Below are 17,417 nucleotides of genomic sequence, written 5' to 3'. Positions count from 1 at the left end.
CGTAAGAGGCCGGCTCACGCCGGCCTCTTACGAAAGTCTCAGCCGAGTCGCTTGACCGCGGCCTCCACGCGCTCGTCGGTCGCCGTGAGCGCCACCCGGACGAAACTGTCGCCCGCAGGCCCGTAGAAGTCCCCCGGCGCCACCAGGATCCCCAGCTCAGCCAGGTGCGCCACCGTCCGCCAGCACGGCTCGTCGCGCGTCGCCCACAGATACAGGCTCGCCTCGCTGTGCTCGATCCGGAAGCCGTGGCCCTCCAGGGCCGCGCGCAGGGCGGTGCGCCGGGCCGCGTACCGCGCGCGCTGCTCCGCGACGTGCGTGTCGTCGCCCAGCGCCGCGACGGTCGCCGCCTGCACCGGCGCCGGCGTCATCATGCCGCCGTGCTTGCGAATCTGGAGCAGCTCACCCAGGACGGCCGCGTCGCCCGCGAGGAAGGCCGCGCGGTAGCCGGCCAGGTTGGAGCGCTTGGAGAGCGAGTGGACGGCCACGACGCCCTCGTACGAGCCGCCGCAGACGTCCGGGTGGAGCACGGAGACGGGCTCGGCCTCCCAGCCGAGCTCCAGGTAGCACTCGTCGCTGAAGAGCAGCACACCGTGCTCACGGGCCCAGGCGACGATCCGGGTCAGCTCGGCCTTGTCCAGGACCCGCCCGGTCGGGTTCGACGGCGAGTTGAGCCAGAGCAGTCTCAGGCCCGCCGGATCGAGTTCGGTCGGGTCTTCGTAGGAGACGGGCTCCGCGCCGCAGAGCCGGGCCCCCACCTCGTACGTCGGGTAGGCGAGCTTCGGATACGCGACCCGGTCACCGGCGCCGAGACCGAGCTGGGTCGGCAGCCAGGCCACCAACTCCTTGGAGCCGACCACCGGAAGAACGTTGGTGTGCGCGACCTCGCGCGCGCCGAGCCGCCGTTCGACCCAGCCCGTCAGCGCGTCACGCAACTCCGCCGTCCCCCACACCGTGGGGTAGCCGGGCGAGTTCGCCGCGGCGACCAGGGCGCGCTGGATCAGCTCCGGGACCGGATCGACCGGGGTGCCGACGGACAGGTCCACGATGCCGTCCGGATGGGCCGCCGCTGTCGCCTTGTAGGGCTCCAGCTTGTCCCAGGGGAAGACCGGAAGTCGCGAAGAGACTGCGGACACGGTGCTCACTTTCTCGACACTGCTCACTTTTCGGTACGCCGGGGAAAACACCGCGGTCCCGTACGGCGGCGTGCCGTACGGGACCGGGAGCCGCGCCCGTCAGTCGTTCTGGGGCTGCGGCGGCAGTGCGGCGATGACGGGGTGGTCACGCTCGATCAGACCGAGCTTGGAGGCGCCACCGGGGGAACCGAGCTCGTCGAAGAACTCCACGTTCGCCTTGTAGTAGTCCTTCCACTCCTCCGGGGTGTCGTCCTCGTAGAAGATCGCCTCGACCGGGCAGACCGGCTCACAGGCGCCACAGTCGACGCATTCGTCCGGATGGATGTACAAGGACCGGGAGCCCTCGTAGATGCAGTCGACCGGGCACTCTTCGATGCACGCCTTGTCCTTGAGATCCACACAAGGCTGCGCGATGACGTAGGTCACGCTGTCGTTCCTCCTCGATAGGGCGCGGCGGGCCACTTGCGGCTCCGTCCACGGGCGCGCGGGAGCGCGGCGTCGTCGATGCCCGGACCTAGTATCTCCGTTCCTGGGCACGATCCGCACAGGAGGGGCGCACAGAGCTGTGGAATTCACAACCGGGGCACGGCTGGAGGTCCGTATCACCCCCGCTGACGTGGGCAAACGCGTATCGGTACGCCGTCTGACCGGCGCCGACGACGGCGCGGAGAAGTTCACCGACACGGTCGGTGTTCTCACATCCTGGGACGACGGTGTGGTCCTCGTCACACGACGCACCGGTGAGACCGTCCGGATCCGGGAGTCCTCGCTCGTCGCGGGCAAGGTCGTCCCGGCCGCGCCGGCGAGGCGGCGGGGGCCCGCCGCCTCGTTCCGGGAGCTGGCCCGGGTGGCGGCGCGGGCGTGGCAGCCCGTGGAGCGGGAGGCGCTCGGCGAGTGGGAACTGCGGGCGGCCGGCGGATTCACCCGGCGCGCCAACTCGGCGCTGCCGCTGGGCGAGCCGGGAATGCCCCTGGAAGAGGCCCTGGGGCACGTACGGCGCTGGTACGACCGCCGGGGCCTGCCGGCGTACATCCAGACCGCCACGGGCGCCGAGGGGACTCAGGAGGTGCTCTGCGCCGAACTGGAGGCGCGGGGCTGGGTGCGGGAGGTGACGGCCGAGATGCGGATCGGCGCGCTCGCGCCACTGGCGGACGGGCCGCCGGAGACAGACCCGGAGTCCGCGCGCGTACGGCTGGAGCGCGCCTGCGACGAGGCGTGGCTCCGCCGCTACCAGCGCTTCGAGGAGCCGGGTCCGCACGTGCTGCGTGTCCTCGGCGGCGGGCCGTCCGTGTGGTTCGCGTCGGTGGACGGCGACGACGGCGTACCGGCGGCGATCGGCCGGTGTGTCGTCGACGGGCGCTGGGCGGGCTTCATGGCCGTCGAGGTCGATCCCGCGCGGCGGCGGCAGGGGCTTGCGGGCGCGGTGATGCGCGCGCTCGCGCGGCGCGCGCTGGACGAGGGCGCGTCCGCCGCGTGGCTCCAGGTCGAGTCGGACAACGACGCGGCCCGCGCGCTGTACGACGGCATGGGATTCACCACGCATCACCTGTACCACCACTTCCGAGCCGCGTGAGGAGCCACGGACCGGCCATGGAACCTGAACCGTCATCGACCGACCGGCGGAGCCTGTTCGCCGCCGAGGCCCGCGCCGAGCGGCCCGATGTCGCGCTGCTCTGCCTCCTCATCGGTACGGAGGCGGACCCGGCGCTCGACGAGGCCGGGCTCGACGCGGCGCAGATCGAACTCGACCGGCTGGCCGGGATGCTGCCGTTCGGTCTCGAAGGACCGCGCGCCTGGGCCACCGCGCTGGCGGACCTGCTGGGCACGCGCCTCGGGTTCCGGGGCACCCCTGGCGAGTACCGGCGCCTAAAGGCCTCCCTGCTGCACGAGGTCCTGCGCCGCAGGCGCGGACTGCCGATCCTGCTGTCCGTGCTGTGGACGGAGGTCGCGCGCCGGGCGGGAGCGCCGGTGTACGGGGTGGCGCTGCCCGGTCACTTCGTCGTCGGCCTCGGCGTGCCCGAGGAACCCGACCAGCAGGTCCTGGTCGACCCGTACGCGGGCGGCAGGCTCCTGACGCGGAAGGACACCGAGACGCTGGTCACGGGGGCGACAGGGGCCCCTCTGGAGCCCTCGATGCTGACTCCGGCCGAACCGCTGCACGTCGTGGTCCGCATCCTGAACAACATCCGCGCGTGGGCGTCGACGCGCCCGGAACGCGGCGACGTCGCGCTGTGGGGGGTCGAACTGAGCCTGCTGCTCCCGTCCCACCCGGCCCGGCTCCGTTACGAACGCGCCCAACTGCTGGTCCGGCGCGGGGAGTTCCTGGAGGGGGCCACGGAGATGGAGGAGTACGCGGAGGTGGTGGCCGCGGTGGAACCGTCGACGGCCGACATGATCCGCCAGAAGGCGCGGGCGGCCCGCGCGATGCTGAACTGACGGCGGGCCGGGCGTGCCGGCCGGGCGACCACAGAGCGCCGGCCGGGCTTCGCAGCCCGTCCGGCGCTCTGTGGACCTGAGGCCGGTACTAACCCTGCGGGTCGAGATCGATCTCCGCGGTGCGTTCCGCCGGTGTCTTGCCCAGCAGCGGCTTCTGCATCGCCTGCGCCACGTCCGCCGCCGACAGCGGGTGCTCCTTGCCGTCGGCCTTGGTGATCGTGAGGCCCTCGAAGACGCCGTCCAGCAGTTCCTCGATCGCCCCCCGGTCGTAGACCTCGACCAGCTTGCCGTCGATCGCCTTCATGGAAAGGATCTGCGGCAGCGAACGGTCGGGGCCGAACTGGATCTGCCTGCCGCCCGCCTTTATCGTGATCAGACCGGACATCGCGGGCTCCGCGAAGTCCTTCATCGCACGGTCGAGTTCGGCCTGATCGATCGTCGGTTCGCGGGAGCTGATGGGCAGTTCGACGCTGTTGGGCTCGCCCGTCTCGACCTGGGCGCGATAGGCGTCCTTGACCGAGATCATCGAGCGCTCGACGTCAAGTGCCTTGCCCGCCTTGCCCTGTACGGGAACGGCCTTGCCCGGCTCGAACTTGATCGTGCCGTCGGACGCCGAGCCCGAGTCACCCGCGAGGTCGGTGAGCGCGACGCGCAGCTTCTCCTCGTCGACCGGGATCACCGGCTCGGTGACACGTTCGCCGCCGAAGAGCGAGCCGATCACCGAGACCGGGTTGTAGTCGCTGCCGGCCGCGCTGCGGACCGTCGCCTGGCTGTCGAGGCTGAGCCCCGCCTTGTCCGGGCCGAGCTCCTCCTTCTTGCCGCCGACGGAGAGCTGGAGCGGAGTGGTCGAGCGCTTGCCGAGCGCCGCGTCGAGCTTGTCCACCGCGTCGTCGCGGGTGCCGCCGCCGATGTCCACACCGAGGACGGTGGTGCCCTTGGGCACGTCGGAGTGGTTCAGGAGCAGTCCGGCGCCGTAGGCGATCGCGACCAGCGTGACGATGCCCACGCCGACGCCCATCAGCTTGGAGCGGCCCTTCTTCTTCTTGGGAGGCGGGCTCGCCGTCCGCGCGGGCGCCGGGCCCGAGCCGGGGCCCGCGGGCGTCCCGGCCGACGGTCCCGGCGGGCCGGGGAAGTCGGGCGACGAGAAGTCGGGGTTGCCGCCACCGTGGGACGAGGGCCCCGCCGACATGGGGCCGCCGGCCGACGGGCCGGGAGGCGCGGGCAGTTGGCCGTCCTGGAGCCGTCCCCCGGACAGGTCGGCGCGTGGCACCGGACCCGTCTGGGAACCGGCGGACGGGAACGGCGCGCGGCTCTCCGAGGGCACCACCGGGATACCGCTGGTGAGCGTGTCGCCCGAGACGTGCGGGCCGGGCCCGCTCGCGGGCTCGGGGGCCGGCTGCTGCGGCGTCAGTATGGCGGTGTCGTCGGACATCCGCGGGCGGCCTCCGCGGTCGTCCCGGTCGTCACGACCGGCCGGTCCCGTCGGGCCCGCGGAGGCACCCAGGTCGGCGCCCGGCGGCAGGTCCAGGAAGGCGAGCGACGACGTGCCGCTCGCGGGGCCCGCGGTCGGCCCGTCGGGCGCGCCGGTGCCGAACGCCGGAGTACCGCCGCTGCCCGGCGGCATGAAGGCGTTGCCGCCCGGGGCCGGCGGGCGCGGCACGCCCGCACCCCCCTGGGTGTCCGGTCCGGAGTCGGAGCCGTACGGCAGGTCGGACCGCCCGCCGGCGCCGGTACCGGGTCCGGGGGCCGTCGCGGCGGCGCCCGCGCCCATCGCGCCGCCCAGCGTGCCCCCGGTCGAGGGCTTGCGCGGCGCGAACCAGTCGCTCGTCGCGGGTTTGTCCGCCGCCGGCGCGTCCGCGTCGGGCGCGCCGGTGTCGGGTCCGGCGCCGGAACGCGGCGCGCCGCCCGTGTCGTCGGCGCCCCGGCCCGGCCGCTCCGGCGGACCGGCGGGTCCGCCCGGTCCGCCCGGTCCGGACGGGCCGCTGTCGGTGTCGCTCATGGGCGTACGCATGACGACAGGCGGAATCGGCCGCGAACCCGGGATGTTGATCCGGATGCGCGTGGTCAGCGTGGTCTCGGTCTTGGGCTCGTCCGGCTGGGCCGGGGCCTCTGTCTCCTCCGGAGCGTCCTGCTCAGGGTGCGGCGACGGATACTGGCGGGATCCGTACGGCGGTGTCCCCGAGGGGTACGCGGCTCCGCCGCGCCCCTGGGGCCCGGAGGACGAACTGTCAGTTTCACGACTCAAAGCAAGTTCTCCCGGGTTGGCTCCGCCGCCCGTTCTTACTGGTACTCAACTGTGTGGGTCCCCCAAGCCGGAGGCCAGGGGACGGCCCGGAGCGCGCACCACCATACTGTCCTGCGCCGGACCACACCCGACGACCGGGGGAAGCGTTTATTCCACCGACCGTACGGAGGGGGTCAATTCGGGCCGACGGGTACTGGACGGGCTCGTCACTTTCCAAGTCGGCCGGACTCGGCGACCGGTTGCGGTGACCGCGACATGGTGGCACACATCACAGCCACCAGCGCACCGCCCAGCAGATAGACGACCGGTCCCAGGCCCGCGGCGAAAACGCCGTCGCCCTCCGGGCGGCCGAGGCTCAGGCCGATGACGGCGATCAGCCAGCCCGCGGCCGGGGCGCCGACGCCGAGCGAGGTTCCGGTGGCGGTCCGGCCTCCGTAGAAGAGGCCCGCCGAGCCGAGCAGCGCGAGGATCAGACCGCCGGGGAACAAGCCGCCCTGGGCCAGGGCGCCCGCCGTGCCGACCACCGCCCCGAGGACCAGGAGACCGAGGTACGCGGCGATGCGGCCGGGTCTCGGCGGAGTCGCGAGCCATGCGCCGGGCTCGCCGCGCCCCGCCGCTCCCGCACCGGTGGCACCGCCCGTCACACCACCCGCGCGGGTCGCACCCGCACGTGCGCCACCTTTCGCACCGGACGCCGCCTTGGCACCGGTCGTCTCATTCGCACCGGCCGTCTCATTCGCACCGCTCGTCGCCTTCGGGCGGCCCGCGCGGCCCGCGCCCCCGCGCCGGCCCTCACGCCCGCTCACACGCCCACCCCGGCGAAGAGATCCGTCTCGCGTACACCGGCGTCCGCGCCGGAGGCGCCCCCCACCAACTGGTAGTACTCCGTGGTGAAAAGCGGTTGCCCAAGACCGTTGGAGAGCGCGAAGAAGGCTCCGTCCACGACGATCTGGGTCTCGTGGGCGCGCATCGCGGCGGCCTTGTGCGCCGCGTACACCGTCCCGTCGATCTGGGCCGTGATCTCGCCGTCGTCCACCACACCGGGGACGTCCTCGATGTCCGCCACGCCCTCGAACCGGGGCCCGGAGGCGCGCAGTCGGGCGAAGCCCTCCTCGGCGGCCGACCGCGGTACCCGGTTCCAGTAGGTCTTCGCGATCGTGTGCGGGGCGCCGAGCGCGGGCCGGAAGGCGGCGTCGGCGGCCAGTTCGGCGGCGCGCGTGGCCACGCGGTGGGCCTGGATGTGGTCGAGATGGCCGTAGCCCCCGTGCGGGTCGTACGTGACCAGCACCTGCGGCCGTACGGCGCGGATCACCTCGACCAGGTACACGGCGGCGGTGTCCACGTCCGCGCCCCAGAAGGCGTCCTCGCGGTCGTTCTGCGGGAAGCCCATCATCCCGGAGTCCCGGAACCGCCTGCGGCCGCCGAGCAGCCGGTGGTCGGTGACGCCGAGTTCCCGCATCGCCGCGGCGAGTTCACCCTCGCGGTGGGCCCCGAGCGCGCTGGAGGCACCCGTCGGCTCACCGCCGGGCGCCAGATGGGCGAGCGAGGGCGGGATGACCTCGCCCTCCTCACCGAGTGTGCAGGTCACCAGGGTGACCCGGGCGCCCTCGGCCGCGTACCTGGCCATCGTGGCGCCGTTGTTGATCGACTCGTCGTCGGGGTGCGCGTGGACCAGGAGCAGACGACGCTCGGGAAGATCGGTCATGCGCACAGCGTACGAGGCGAGTCCTCATGCGGCCGCCCCGGTGGGACGGGCGCGCGTGAGCACGGGCAGGGCCGGGAAGACACCCCCTAGAACTGGATGTCGCCGATCATCCCCGCCACGTTGCTGGTCAGTTCGGTGATCGTGGGGGCCACCGAGGAGCTGGCCAGATAGAACCCGAGTAAGACGCAGACCAACGCGTGTCCACCTTTGAGTCCGGATTTCCGGACCAACAGGAAGACAACGATCGCCAGCAGCACCACCGCCGAAATCGAGAGTGCCACGGCGGTTCACCTCCACAGATGTTCGGCGGATATTCGATCGGGACGAGCAACACGCATGTGCCGGCGGGTACATACCCACTTGGCGCTATGGATCATAACTATCCGGCGGAACGCATCGATCGGTGCACGGCAGCACACGGGGGCGCACGAACGACTGGGACGGACGCTAGGTTCGGTCGTATGACCTCAGGGCAACAACTCTCCTTTCCTCGCCAGTACGCCAGGACCCAGCGGTTCACGCTCGGTGCTCCGCGCGCCTTCACGGTGTCCCCCGACGGTTCGCGGGTGGTCTTCCTCCGGTCCGCCTCGGGAACGGACCGCACGAACCGTCTGTGGGTGCTCGATCTCGACGACGGATCGGGTACGGCGCGCGAGCGGATCGCCGCCGACCCGGAAGCCCTGATGGCGGGCACACCCGAGGAACTCTCGGCCGAGGAGCGCGCCCGCCGGGAGCGGAGCCGCGAGGGATCCGCGGGCATCGTCGGCTACGCGACCGACGGCGCGGCCGAGTTGGCGGCCTTCGCCCTGTCGGGGCGGCTGTTCACCGCGGAGCTGCGCGCGGGGACCGCGCGCGAACTGCCCGTACCGGGGCCGGTGATCGACCCGAGGCCGTCGCCGGACGGGCGGCACATCGCCTACGTGGCCGAGGGCACGCTGCGCGTGACGGGCGCCGAGGGGGACGGCGACCGCGCGCTGGCGGCTCCGGAGGACGGACAGACCACATACGGTCTGGCTGAATTCATCGCCGCCGAGGAGATGGCCCGCTCACGCGGCTACTGGTGGTCGCCGGAGTCGGACCGGCTGCTGGTGGCGCGCGTCGACGGGGCGGACGTCCAGCGCTGGTGGATCGCCGACCCCGCGCACCCGGACCGCGAACCGTCGACGATCGCCTATCCCTCGGCCGGCACACCCAACGCTGACGTGCGGCTTTTCCTGATCGGCCTCGACGGTTCACGTACGGAGGTGGTCTGGGACCGGGACCGGTCGCCGTATCTCGCGGCCGTCCACTGGTCGTCGGCGGGCGAGCCGCTGCTGCTCGTCCAGGCGCGGGACCAGCGCGCTCAGCGCTGTCTGTCGGTCGACACGGAGAGCGGCGAGACGCGCGTCCGGCACGAGGAGACGGACCCGGCTTGGCTTGAACTGATCTCCGGGGTACCGGCCTTGACGCCCGGCGGCGAGCTGGTGCGGGTGACGGACATCCCGGACAGCGACGACAGCGACGACAGCGACGACAGCCGGGACGGCGGGGACGGTACGGGGGCGGGTGGCGGCGCGCGGGTGCTGTTCGTCGGCGACCGGGCCCTGACCGGACCGGAGTTGCAGCTGCGCGCGGTACTCGACATCGGCGAACGGGACGTGCTGGTGTCGGCGGCGGCGGGCCTGGCCGCCGAGTCGCCCGAGACCGGCGAGATCCACGTCTACCGGGTCCCCTACGGGGACAACGGCCGGACGCCCGCCGGCGGGAGCGGCAAGGCGGGCGGAGCCGACGAGGCGCACGAGACCGAGGAAGCCGCCCCGTGGGGCCCTGAGCGCGTCTCGGACGGCGTGGGAGTGCATACCGCCGTCCGCGCGGGCGGCGTCATGGTGATGGCGTCCGCCCGGCCCGACGTGAGCGGATCGGTGGTACGCGTGATGCGGGAGGGCAAACAGCTCGCCGTCGTCACCTCGTACGCGCAGCAGCCGAATCTCACCCCGCGCGTACAACTCACGGAGGGGGGCGCACACCGAATTCCGTGCGCCGTTCTGCTCCCCACGGAGTACAGGGAGGCGGACGGTCCGCTTCCGGTGCTGTTGGATCCCTACGGGGGACCCCACGGGCAGCGCGTGGTGGCCGCGCACAATCCGTACCTCACGTCACAGTGGTTCGCCGATCAGGGCTTCGCCGTCGTCGTCGCGGACGGCCGGGGCAGTCCGGGCCGCTCCCCCGGCTGGGAGAAGGCGGTCAAGGACAATCTGGCGCTCACCCTGGACGACCAGATCGAGGCGCTGGAGGCGCTCGCCGAGCGGTTCCCGCTGGACCGGTCACGGGTGGCCATCCGCGGCTGGTCGTACGGCGGTTACCTCGCCGGGCTCGCCGCGCTGCGCCGCCCCGACGTCTTCCACGCGGCGATCGCGGGCGCTCCCGTCACCGACTGGCGGCTCTACGACACCCACTACACGGAGCGCTATCTGGGCGATCCGGCGACGGCGGCCGAGGTCTACGCGGCCAACTCGCTGGTCACCGACGACGGACTGTCGGAACCGGCGAGCCCCGCGCGGCCATTGATGATCATCCATGGTCTGGCGGACGACAACGTCGTGATGACGCACACGCTGCGGCTGTCGTCGGCGCTGCTGTCCGCGGGCCGGCCGCACGAGGTGCTGCCGCTCACCGGGGTGACGCACATGACGCCGCAGGAGCAGATCGCGGAGAATCTGCTGCTCCTCCAGGTGGACTTCCTGAAGCGTTCGCTCGGGATGACGTAGGGCGACACCCTTCGCGACGCCCGACGCACCGCCCGCCACACTGTCCGGTCGGCCTCACCAACCGGGCGGCGGCGACGAGGGCGGTGGCGGCCCGAATCCGCCGCTGCCGCCCTGCCCGTACCTCTCCGGCTCGGGCTGCCCCCACGCCGGTCCGTACGGCCCTGCCCCCGGCATGTCCTCCTCGCCCCTGCGGGCGAGCGCGAACAGCGCCAGGGCGCCCGCGCCCAGCCCGAACAGCAGGCTGGCGAGAGAGAGTTGTTCGACGGTGGTCAACTCGGCGAAGCGGTCGAGCTGTTCGTACCGCAGCGCCGTCGCGAGAGCCGCCCCGCCGACCCCCACCAGCAGCGCCGAGGCCACCATGCCGAGCGGCCGTGAGAACGGTGTGCCGAACAGCGCCCCGACGGCCGCCGCGAGGCAGAGCAGCACGATCGCCGCGTTCAGCCAGCCGGGCGGCGTGCCGAGGAGCGGCATCAGGACCGACTCGCCGGTGACACGGTCGAGATACGCGTCGAGGCCGAGCCGCTGCCCCCAGTAGACCTCCCAGGCCGCCCAGATGCCCGCCGCGGCGCCCAGCAGCAGGAAGGCGGTCACGGCGACGCCCTGCGCGGGCCGGGTCGGCGTCAGACCGTACGCGGAGTCCGGCACCCCGCGCCCGGCCAGGGCCGTGACGATCAGCGCGACGGCCACCGCGAGGACGCCGAAGGCGCAGAGCAGGGCACGTGTACGGAGTTCGTCCGAGGCCCGGCCGTCCATCCACGACGAGCCGAGCACCCAGAGACCCGGCAGCCGGACGGCGAACGTGAGGACGCCGGTGGCGAACAGCGCGGACGCGGCGACCGCCGAGCGCATGACGGTGCCGGCCACGATCGCGTAGACGGCCAGCAGCACGGGGTCGAGCAGCGAGGTCACGGGCGGGGCCGCCGCCCGGACGTCGCCCTGGCCGGCCCAGAACCACCAGAGGTCGACGGGCCGGTCCGTCTCCATCAGGTCCCGCACGATCCACGCGGCGGTGACGACGGCGAGCGCGGCGCACAGCACAGCGCCGGTGATCCGGGCCCCGCGGGTGAATATCACACTGCGATGGTCCCGGCTGAACGCCGCGGGAACAAGAGCACCAGAGGTACCCCGGCGCCCGGGGCCCGCCCGGCGGGCGACCGGCCGGGACCTCAGGATCCCGGCCGGTCCAACGGCACCCGCACGGCCGTACGTCGACCAATGTGACCCGTCCGTATATCGGCGAGGCGTCGGTGAAGTTTCCTGCGTGTCAACGGAGCTGACGTCTCAATCACATCTCCTTGTCCGGATCCTGCCCCTGCTCCCCGCCCTCGCCACCCGCCCCGGGCGCCCCTGCGGGCCCGGCCGTGGTCGGCACCACCTGCCGTTCCTCGGCGAAGTGGCACGCCGAGTCGTGCTCAGCGGGCCCCTCCGTTTCCCGGAAGACGGCGGGCACGGCGAGCAGCGGCACCTCCAGCGCGCACCGCTCCTGCGCCTTCCAGCAGCGGGTACGGAACCGGCAGCCGGACGGCGGATGCGCCGGGGACGGCACCTCACCGGTCAGGATGATCCGGTCGCGGTAGACGCGGGCCGCCGGGTCGGGCACCGGCACCGCGGAGAGCAGCGCCTGCGTGTAGGGATGGGTGGGGTGGTCGTAGATCTGGGTGTCCGTGCCGATCTCGATGATCCGCCCCAGGTACATGACCCCGACGCGGTCGGAGATGTGCCGGACGATCGACAGGTCGTGCGCGATGAAGACGTAACTCAGGTCGAACTCGTTCTGGAGGCGTTCCATCAGGTTGATGACCTGCGCCTGCACGGACACGTCGAGGGCCGAGACCGGCTCGTCGGCGACGATGACCTCCGGCCGCAGCGCCAGTCCGCGTGCGATGCCGATGCGCTGGCGCTGACCGCCGGAGAACTGGTGCGGATAGCGGTTGATGTACTCCGGGTTGAGGCCGACCACGTCGAGCAGGTCCTGGACCCTGCGCCGCCGGTCGCCCTTCGGCGCCACCTCGGGATGGATGTCGAAGGGCTCACCGATGATGTCGCCGACCGTCATACGCGGGTTCAGCGAGGTGTACGGGTCCTGGAAGACCATCTGGATGTTCCGGCGGACCGCCTTGAGCGCGCGGCCCGACAGCCGGGTGATGTCCTCGCCCTTGTACCGGATCTCGCCGGCCGTCGGCCGCTCCAGGTTGACCAGCATCCGCGCCACGGTGGACTTCCCGCAGCCGGACTCTCCGACGACGCCCAGCGTCTCGCCGGCCGCCAGGTCGAAGGAGACGCCGTCGACCGCCTTGACCGCGCCGATCTGCCTCTTGAAGAGGATTCCCCGGGTGAGCGGGAAGTGCTTCACCAGGTCGCGCACTTGGAGAATGGGCTCGGCGGGCTCAGCCATCGACGTCATCGAGGGTCTCCCTCCAGAAGAAGCAGGCACTGCGCCGGTTCTCGTCGACCTCGAAGAGCGGCGGCACGTCCGTACGGCAGATGTCCTGCGCCCTCGGGCAGCGCGGGTTGAAGGCGCAACCGGCCGGGATGCGCTGGAGGTTGGGCGGCAGGCCCTTGATCGCGTACAGCTCCCGGCCCTTCTGGTCGAGCCGGGGAATGGAGTCGAGCAGACCGCGGGTGTACGGGTGCGCGGGGGCCTTGTAGATGTCGTGGACGGGGGCGGACTCGACGATCCGGCCCGCGTACATGACCGCGATCCTGTCCGCGACGTCGGCGACGACGCCGAGGTCGTGGGTGATCAGGATCAGCCCCATGTCGAATTCGCGGCGCAACTCGCCCAGCAGCTCCATGACCTGGGCCTGCACGGTCACGTCGAGCGCGGTCGTCGGCTCGTCGGCGATGATCAGCGAGGGTTCGAGCGCCATCGCCATGGCGATCATGATGCGCTGGCGCATACCGCCGGAGAACTGGTGCGGGTAGTCGTTCACGCGCTCCTTGGCCGCCGGGATCCGTACCCGGTCCATGAGTTCGACCGACTTCGCCCGCGCCTCCTTCCGGGACATCCCCCGGTGGACGATGAACATCTCGCCGAGCTGCGCGCCCACGCTGAGCACGGGGTTGAGCGAGGAGAGCGCGTCCTGGAAGATCATCGCCATGTCGGCGCCGCGGATCTTCCGCCGCCGGTCCTCCTTGAGCCGCAGCAAGTCCTGTTTCTTGAACAGGACTTCGCCGCCCGTGATCCGGCCGGGCGGCATGTCGAGGATGCCCATGATCGCCTGGGCGGTGACGGACTTGCCGGAGCCCGATTCGCCGAGCACCGCGAGCGTCTCGCCGGCGTCGACCGAGTAACTGACCCCGTTGACCGCCTTCACGACACCGTCGCGGGTGTGGAACTCCACCTGCAGATCGCGCACTTCGAGCAACATGGACCGGCTCCTCAGCGCAGCTTGGGATCGAGGGCGTCGCGCACCGCGTCGCCGAGCATGATGAAGGCGAGCACGGTGATGGCCAGGGCACCGGCGGGCCAGAGCAGCATGTGCGGGGCGTTGCGGATGAACTTCGACGCGTCGGAGATGTCGATGCCCCAGGACACGGAGGGCGGTTTGAGGCCCACGCCGAGGTAGGACAGGGTCGCCTCCAGCGCGATGTACGTGCCGAGCGCGATGGTCGCGACCACGATGACCGGGGCGACGGCGTTGGGCAGGACGTGGCGCAGCATCATCCGGGAGTTGGAGGCGCCGAGGGCGCGCGCCGCCTGGACGAAGTCGTTCTGTTTGATGGTGATGACGGAGCCGCGGGCGATCCGGGAGATCTGCGGCCAGCCGAGCAGCACCATGAATCCGATGACGGGCCAGACGGTGGAGCTGGTGACGACGGAGAGCAGGACGAGGCCGCCGAGCACCACGGGGATGCCGAAGAAGATGTCGGTGACGCGGGAGAGGATCGAGTCCCAGAAGCCGCCGAAGAAGCCGGCCAGTCCGCCGAGGGCGGTCCCGACGAGCGCGACGCCGAGGGTGGCGCAGACGCCGACGGTGACCGAGGCGCGGGCGCCGTAGACGGTACGGGTGTAGACGTCGCAGCCCTGCGCCGTGAACCCGAAGGGGTGGCCGGGCTGGGAGCCCTCCTGGGCCTTGGCGAGGTCGCAGGAGAGCGGGTTGCCGGAGGCGATCAGCTGGGGCCAGATCGCGATGACGACCAGGAAGACGATGATGAGGCCCGAGATGATGAAGACGGGGTTGCGGCGCAGATCGCGCCAGGCGTCGGACCAGAGGCTGCGGGGCTTCTCGTCGGGCCCTTTGCCGTCGCCCTGGTCGAGCCCTTCGAGGTCGGCGCCGTCGCTCGTGGCGAGGTCCATCGACCCGCCGAAGCCGGTCGGCGCGATGGCTCCCTCGTCCTCGGGGGGAGTGGGCTCAGGCATAGCGGATCCTCGGGTCGAGTACGGCGTAGAGAAGGTCGACCAGCAGGTTCGCGAGGAGGAAGATGATGACGAGGATCGTCACGAAGCCGACGACGGTCTGGGTGTTCTGGCGGAGGATGCCCTGGTAGAGCTGGTAGCCGACGCCGTGGATGTTGAAGATCCGCTCGGTGACGATCGCGCCGCCCATCAGTGCGCCGATGTCGGTGCCGATGAAGGTGATCACCGGGATCAGTGAGTTGCGCAGCAGATGCCGGGTGATCACCCGGTGCCTCGGCAGGCCCTTGGCGACGGCGGTGCGCACGTAGTCGGAGCGGGTGTTCTCGGCGATGGATGTGCGGCTCAGCCGGGTGACGTAGGCCAGGGACACGGAGGCCAGTACGAGGCCCGGCACGATGAGTTCGCCGAGCGGGGCGGCGGAGGACACCGACGGGGAGATGACGTTCCACTTCACTCCGAGGAGGAGCTGAACGATCAGGCCGGTCACGAAGGTCGGTACGGAGATGACGACCAGGGTCAGCAGCAGGACGCCGCTGTCGACCGGCCGGCCGCGCCGCAGTCCGGTCAGCACGCCGAGCGTGATGCCGATGATGATCTCGAAGACGATCGCGACGATCGTGAGTCTGATGGTGATCGGGAAGGCGGTGGCCATCAGCTCGGTGACCTTCTGGCCGTTGAAGGCGGTCCCGAAGTCACCGGTGAAGACGTTGCCCATGTAGGTGAGGTATTGCTGCCACACCGGCTTGTCGAGGCCGAATTCCGAGCGCAGCTGGGCGGCGGTCGCCGGGTCGCACTGCCGCTCGCCGCAGAGACCCGCGATGGGGTCGCCCATGACGTTGACCATGAGGAAGATCAGCAGCGTGGCGCCGATGAAGACCGGGATCATCTGGAGCAGACGCCGGATCACATAACGTCCCATGAAGGGCTCCGGGGGTCGTGGTCGGGCCGGGGGCCTGGCGGGGAATGCGTACGGCCCGGCGGGGGAAGGACCGCGGCCCGGCGCGGGGAGGGTGCGCCGGGCCTGACGACTCCGGCGTCAGCTGACCTTGATCTCGTTGTAGACGGGGACGCTGAACGGGTTCAGCTCGACGTTGCTCAGCCGCTCCGAGTAGCCGGCGCTGCCGTTCTGGTACCAGAGCGGGATCGCGGCCATGTTGTCCCGTACGACGCCCTCGGCCTGCTGGAACTTCTTGATCGCGGTCTGGGTGTCGCTCTCGGCGTTCGCCTCGTTGACGAGCTTGTCGAACTCGGCGTTGGTCCACTTGCCGTCGTTGGAGGAGGCGTTGGTGAAGTAGAGCGGCTGGAGGAAGTTCTGGATCAGCGGGTAGTCCATCTGCCAGCCGGCCCGGAAGGGGCCGGGCATCTTCTGCTGGGTGATCTGGCTGCGGAAGTCGGCGAAGGTGCCGATCGGCCGGCCGACGCACGCCCGGTCGTTGCCGAGGGTGTTGTTGATGCTGTTGCAGACGGCGTCGATCCAGTCCTTGTGGGAGCCGGTGTCCGCGTTGTACGTGAGCTGGATCCGGCCGCCGGGGAGGCCGCCGCCGTCGGCGATCATCTTCTTCGCGGCGGCGGGGTCGTAGTCGCACGCCTTGCCGCAGAGGCCGGCCTGGTAGCCGCCGTCCTTGCCGAGCACGGGTGAGGTCCAGTCGGTGGCCGGGGTGCGGGTCTTCTGGAAGATCGTCTCGGTGATCTGCTTGCGGTTGATCGCCATCGACAGGCCGGTGCGGACCTTCTGCGCGTCCGGGGTGTTCCACGCCTTGTCGTAGTACGGGAAGGCGAGGGTCTGGATGATGCCCGCGGGGGTGTTGATGTAGCGGGATCCCAGGTCGGAGGGCGCGTTCTTGAGCTGGGAGGCCGGGACGTCGTCGACGAGGTCCAGGTTGCCCGCCGTCAGGTCGGTGTAGGCGGTGTTGTTGTCGGTGTAGACCTTGAGGTCCACGCCGCCGTTCTGCGCCTTGTCCGGCCCCGGGTACTTGTCCCACTTGCGCAGGGACATCTGCGAGCCCTTGGTGTACGAGTCGATGGCGTACGGCCCGTTGCCGACCGGCTTGGAGAGCCAGCCCGCGTGGTCCTTGAAGAACGCGGAGGGCAGCGGCGCGAACGCGGCGTACCCGAGGGTGTCCGGCCAGGTGGAGAACTTCTGGGACAGCTTGACGTTGAAGGTCTGGGGGCCGGTGACCTTGAGGCCGGAGAGCGTGGTCGCGGTGGGCTTGCCCGAGTCGGGGTGGACGGCCGTATAGCCGTCGATCTGGCCGAAGAAGTAGGCGTTGCGCTGGTTGTTCGTCAGGTTCGCGCCGTAGTTCCAGGCGTCCACGAAGGACTTCGCGGTGACCTTCTCGCCGTTGCTGAAGGTCCAGCCGTTCTTCACGGTGATCTTGAAGTTCGTCGAGTCGGTCGTCTCGATCTTCTCGGCGAGCATGTTCTCGGCCTTGGCGTTCTTCGGGTTGTACCGTTTCAGTCCCCTGAAGACCATGTCGAGGACCTTGCCGCCCTGGACCTCGTTGGTGTTGGCCGGCTCCAGCGGGTTCTGCGGATCGCCCCAGGACGAGCTCAGCACCCCGTCCGCGCCACCCCCGCTGCCGCTCCCGCCGCCGCCACCGCAGGCTGTCGCCGTGAGGGCGACGGCAAGCGCACCGGCGGCCCACTTGGCGTGTGTGGCTCGGCGCATGGAGTTCCTCCTGAGTCCTGAATGTCACTTAGGCCCAAATATCACTCCCTTTCAGATCTCGCGCATTTATTGGGCGCCCGTGCGTGGACATGACGGAGGCCCGGACCGCGTACGGTCCGGGCC

At 71.1% G+C, this 17,417-nt stretch carries 15 protein-coding genes; 3 read left to right on the top strand and 12 right to left on the bottom strand.

What is annotated here, in order from left to right; genetic code table 11:
• Positions 1–38: 38 nt before the first annotated feature.
• Positions 39–1,133, bottom strand: a complete 1,095-nt coding sequence (locus tag ACFWHU_RS10560) for a bifunctional succinyldiaminopimelate transaminase/glutamate-prephenate aminotransferase (protein ID WP_385804773.1) — start codon at positions 1,131–1,133, stop codon at positions 39–41.
• Between the two features lie 99 nt (positions 1,134–1,232).
• Positions 1,233–1,559, bottom strand: coding sequence for a ferredoxin (gene fdxA, locus ACFWHU_RS10555; RefSeq protein WP_078075238.1), 327 nt, complete (start codon positions 1,557–1,559; stop codon positions 1,233–1,235).
• A gap of 139 nt (positions 1,560–1,698) precedes the next feature.
• Between fdxA and ACFWHU_RS10550 the strand changes: the two genes are divergently transcribed.
• Both ACFWHU_RS10550 and ACFWHU_RS10545 read left to right on the top strand, forming a co-directional pair.
• A complete protein-coding gene (locus tag ACFWHU_RS10550) occupies positions 1,699–2,706 on the top strand; it encodes a GNAT family N-acetyltransferase (RefSeq protein ID WP_385804776.1) in 1,008 nt (335 codons plus the stop codon).
• A gap of 17 nt (positions 2,707–2,723) precedes the next feature.
• Positions 2,724–3,569 (top strand): tetratricopeptide repeat protein, encoded by an 846-nt coding sequence (locus ACFWHU_RS10545; RefSeq protein WP_387224618.1) that lies wholly within the window; start codon positions 2,724–2,726, stop codon positions 3,567–3,569.
• Positions 3,570–3,657: 88 nt separating this feature from the next.
• Here the strand turns inward: ACFWHU_RS10545 and ACFWHU_RS10540 are convergent, their stop codons facing one another.
• The 4 genes from ACFWHU_RS10540 to ACFWHU_RS10525 form a co-directional block, all read right to left on the bottom strand.
• Positions 3,658–5,814, bottom strand: a complete 2,157-nt coding sequence (locus tag ACFWHU_RS10540) for a hypothetical protein (RefSeq protein WP_387224617.1) — start codon at positions 5,812–5,814, stop codon at positions 3,658–3,660.
• A 206-nt stretch (positions 5,815–6,020) separates the two neighbouring features.
• On the bottom strand, positions 6,021–6,620 hold the full coding sequence (locus tag ACFWHU_RS10535; protein WP_387224616.1) for a DUF6113 family protein: 600 nt from the start codon (positions 6,618–6,620) through the stop codon (positions 6,021–6,023).
• Entirely contained in the window at positions 6,617–7,519 is a 903-nt protein-coding gene (mshB, locus tag ACFWHU_RS10530; RefSeq protein ID WP_387224615.1) for an N-acetyl-1-D-myo-inositol-2-amino-2-deoxy-alpha-D-glucopyranoside deacetylase, read from the bottom strand. Before mshB ends, ACFWHU_RS10535 begins: the two co-directional genes overlap by 4 nt.
• Before the next feature lie 86 nt (positions 7,520–7,605).
• On the bottom strand, positions 7,606–7,800 hold the full coding sequence (locus ACFWHU_RS10525; RefSeq protein WP_147874013.1) for a hypothetical protein: 195 nt from the start codon (positions 7,798–7,800) through the stop codon (positions 7,606–7,608).
• Between the two features lie 180 nt (positions 7,801–7,980).
• Between ACFWHU_RS10525 and ACFWHU_RS10520 the strand changes: the two genes are divergently transcribed.
• Positions 7,981–10,266, top strand: a complete 2,286-nt coding sequence (locus ACFWHU_RS10520; protein WP_387224614.1) for a prolyl oligopeptidase family serine peptidase — start codon at positions 7,981–7,983, stop codon at positions 10,264–10,266.
• 54 nt (positions 10,267–10,320) lie between these two features.
• On the opposite strand, the gene ACFWHU_RS10515 is transcribed toward ACFWHU_RS10520, so the two are convergent.
• The 6 genes from ACFWHU_RS10515 to ACFWHU_RS10490 all read right to left on the bottom strand — a co-directional run bounded on the left by ACFWHU_RS10515 (position 10,321) and on the right by ACFWHU_RS10490 (position 17,294).
• Positions 10,321–11,340 (bottom strand): hypothetical protein, encoded by a 1,020-nt coding sequence (locus ACFWHU_RS10515; RefSeq protein WP_387224613.1) that lies wholly within the window; start codon positions 11,338–11,340, stop codon positions 10,321–10,323.
• A gap of 211 nt (positions 11,341–11,551) precedes the next feature.
• Positions 11,552–12,670, bottom strand: a complete 1,119-nt coding sequence (locus ACFWHU_RS10510; RefSeq protein WP_387224612.1) for an ABC transporter ATP-binding protein — start codon at positions 12,668–12,670, stop codon at positions 11,552–11,554.
• Entirely contained in the window at positions 12,654–13,637 is a 984-nt protein-coding gene (locus ACFWHU_RS10505) for an ABC transporter ATP-binding protein (protein WP_387224611.1), read from the bottom strand. The genes ACFWHU_RS10510 and ACFWHU_RS10505 overlap by 17 nt, the downstream gene beginning before the upstream one ends.
• Positions 13,638–13,648: 11 nt before the next feature.
• On the bottom strand, positions 13,649–14,629 hold the full coding sequence (locus ACFWHU_RS10500; protein WP_385791026.1) for an ABC transporter permease: 981 nt from the start codon (positions 14,627–14,629) through the stop codon (positions 13,649–13,651).
• The gene (locus tag ACFWHU_RS10495) at positions 14,622–15,545 is read right to left on the bottom strand and encodes an ABC transporter permease (protein ID WP_078075249.1); all 924 of its coding nucleotides are present in this window, start codon (positions 15,543–15,545) and stop codon (positions 14,622–14,624) included. Before ACFWHU_RS10495 ends, ACFWHU_RS10500 begins: the two co-directional genes overlap by 8 nt.
• Positions 15,546–15,662: 117 nt before the next feature.
• Positions 15,663–17,294, bottom strand: a complete 1,632-nt coding sequence (locus ACFWHU_RS10490) for an ABC transporter substrate-binding protein (RefSeq protein WP_385791028.1) — start codon at positions 17,292–17,294, stop codon at positions 15,663–15,665.
• Positions 17,295–17,417: the final 123 nt, after the last annotated feature.

It is taken from the genome of Streptomyces sp. NPDC060366, from assembly GCF_042725135.1.
In the GTDB taxonomy this organism is placed as follows: domain Bacteria; phylum Actinomycetota; class Actinomycetes; order Streptomycetales; family Streptomycetaceae; genus Streptomyces.
Note: the sequence above shows the minus strand (reverse complement) of the source record. Positions and strands in the feature narration are given on the sequence as shown.

What these genes read in the sequence shown, in the direction of transcription:
- ACFWHU_RS10510 (WP_387224612.1), bottom strand. Translation starts at nt 12,670, where the DNA reads ATGACGTCGATGGCTGAGCCCGCCGAGCCCATTCTCCAAGTGCGCGAC.
- mshB (WP_387224615.1), bottom strand. Translation starts at nt 7,519, where the DNA reads ATGACCGATCTTCCCGAGCGTCGTCTGCTCCTGGTCCACGCGCACCCC.
- ACFWHU_RS10545 (WP_387224618.1), top strand. Translation starts at nt 2,724, where the DNA reads ATGGAACCTGAACCGTCATCGACCGACCGGCGGAGCCTGTTCGCCGCC.
- ACFWHU_RS10490 (WP_385791028.1), bottom strand. Translation starts at nt 17,294, where the DNA reads ATGCGCCGAGCCACACACGCCAAGTGGGCCGCCGGTGCGCTTGCCGTC.
- ACFWHU_RS10505 (WP_387224611.1), bottom strand. Translation starts at nt 13,637, where the DNA reads ATGTTGCTCGAAGTGCGCGATCTGCAGGTGGAGTTCCACACCCGCGAC.
- ACFWHU_RS10500 (WP_385791026.1), bottom strand. Translation starts at nt 14,629, where the DNA reads ATGCCTGAGCCCACTCCCCCCGAGGACGAGGGAGCCATCGCGCCGACC.
- ACFWHU_RS10520 (WP_387224614.1), top strand. Translation starts at nt 7,981, where the DNA reads ATGACCTCAGGGCAACAACTCTCCTTTCCTCGCCAGTACGCCAGGACC.
- ACFWHU_RS10495 (WP_078075249.1), bottom strand. Translation starts at nt 15,545, where the DNA reads ATGGGACGTTATGTGATCCGGCGTCTGCTCCAGATGATCCCGGTCTTC.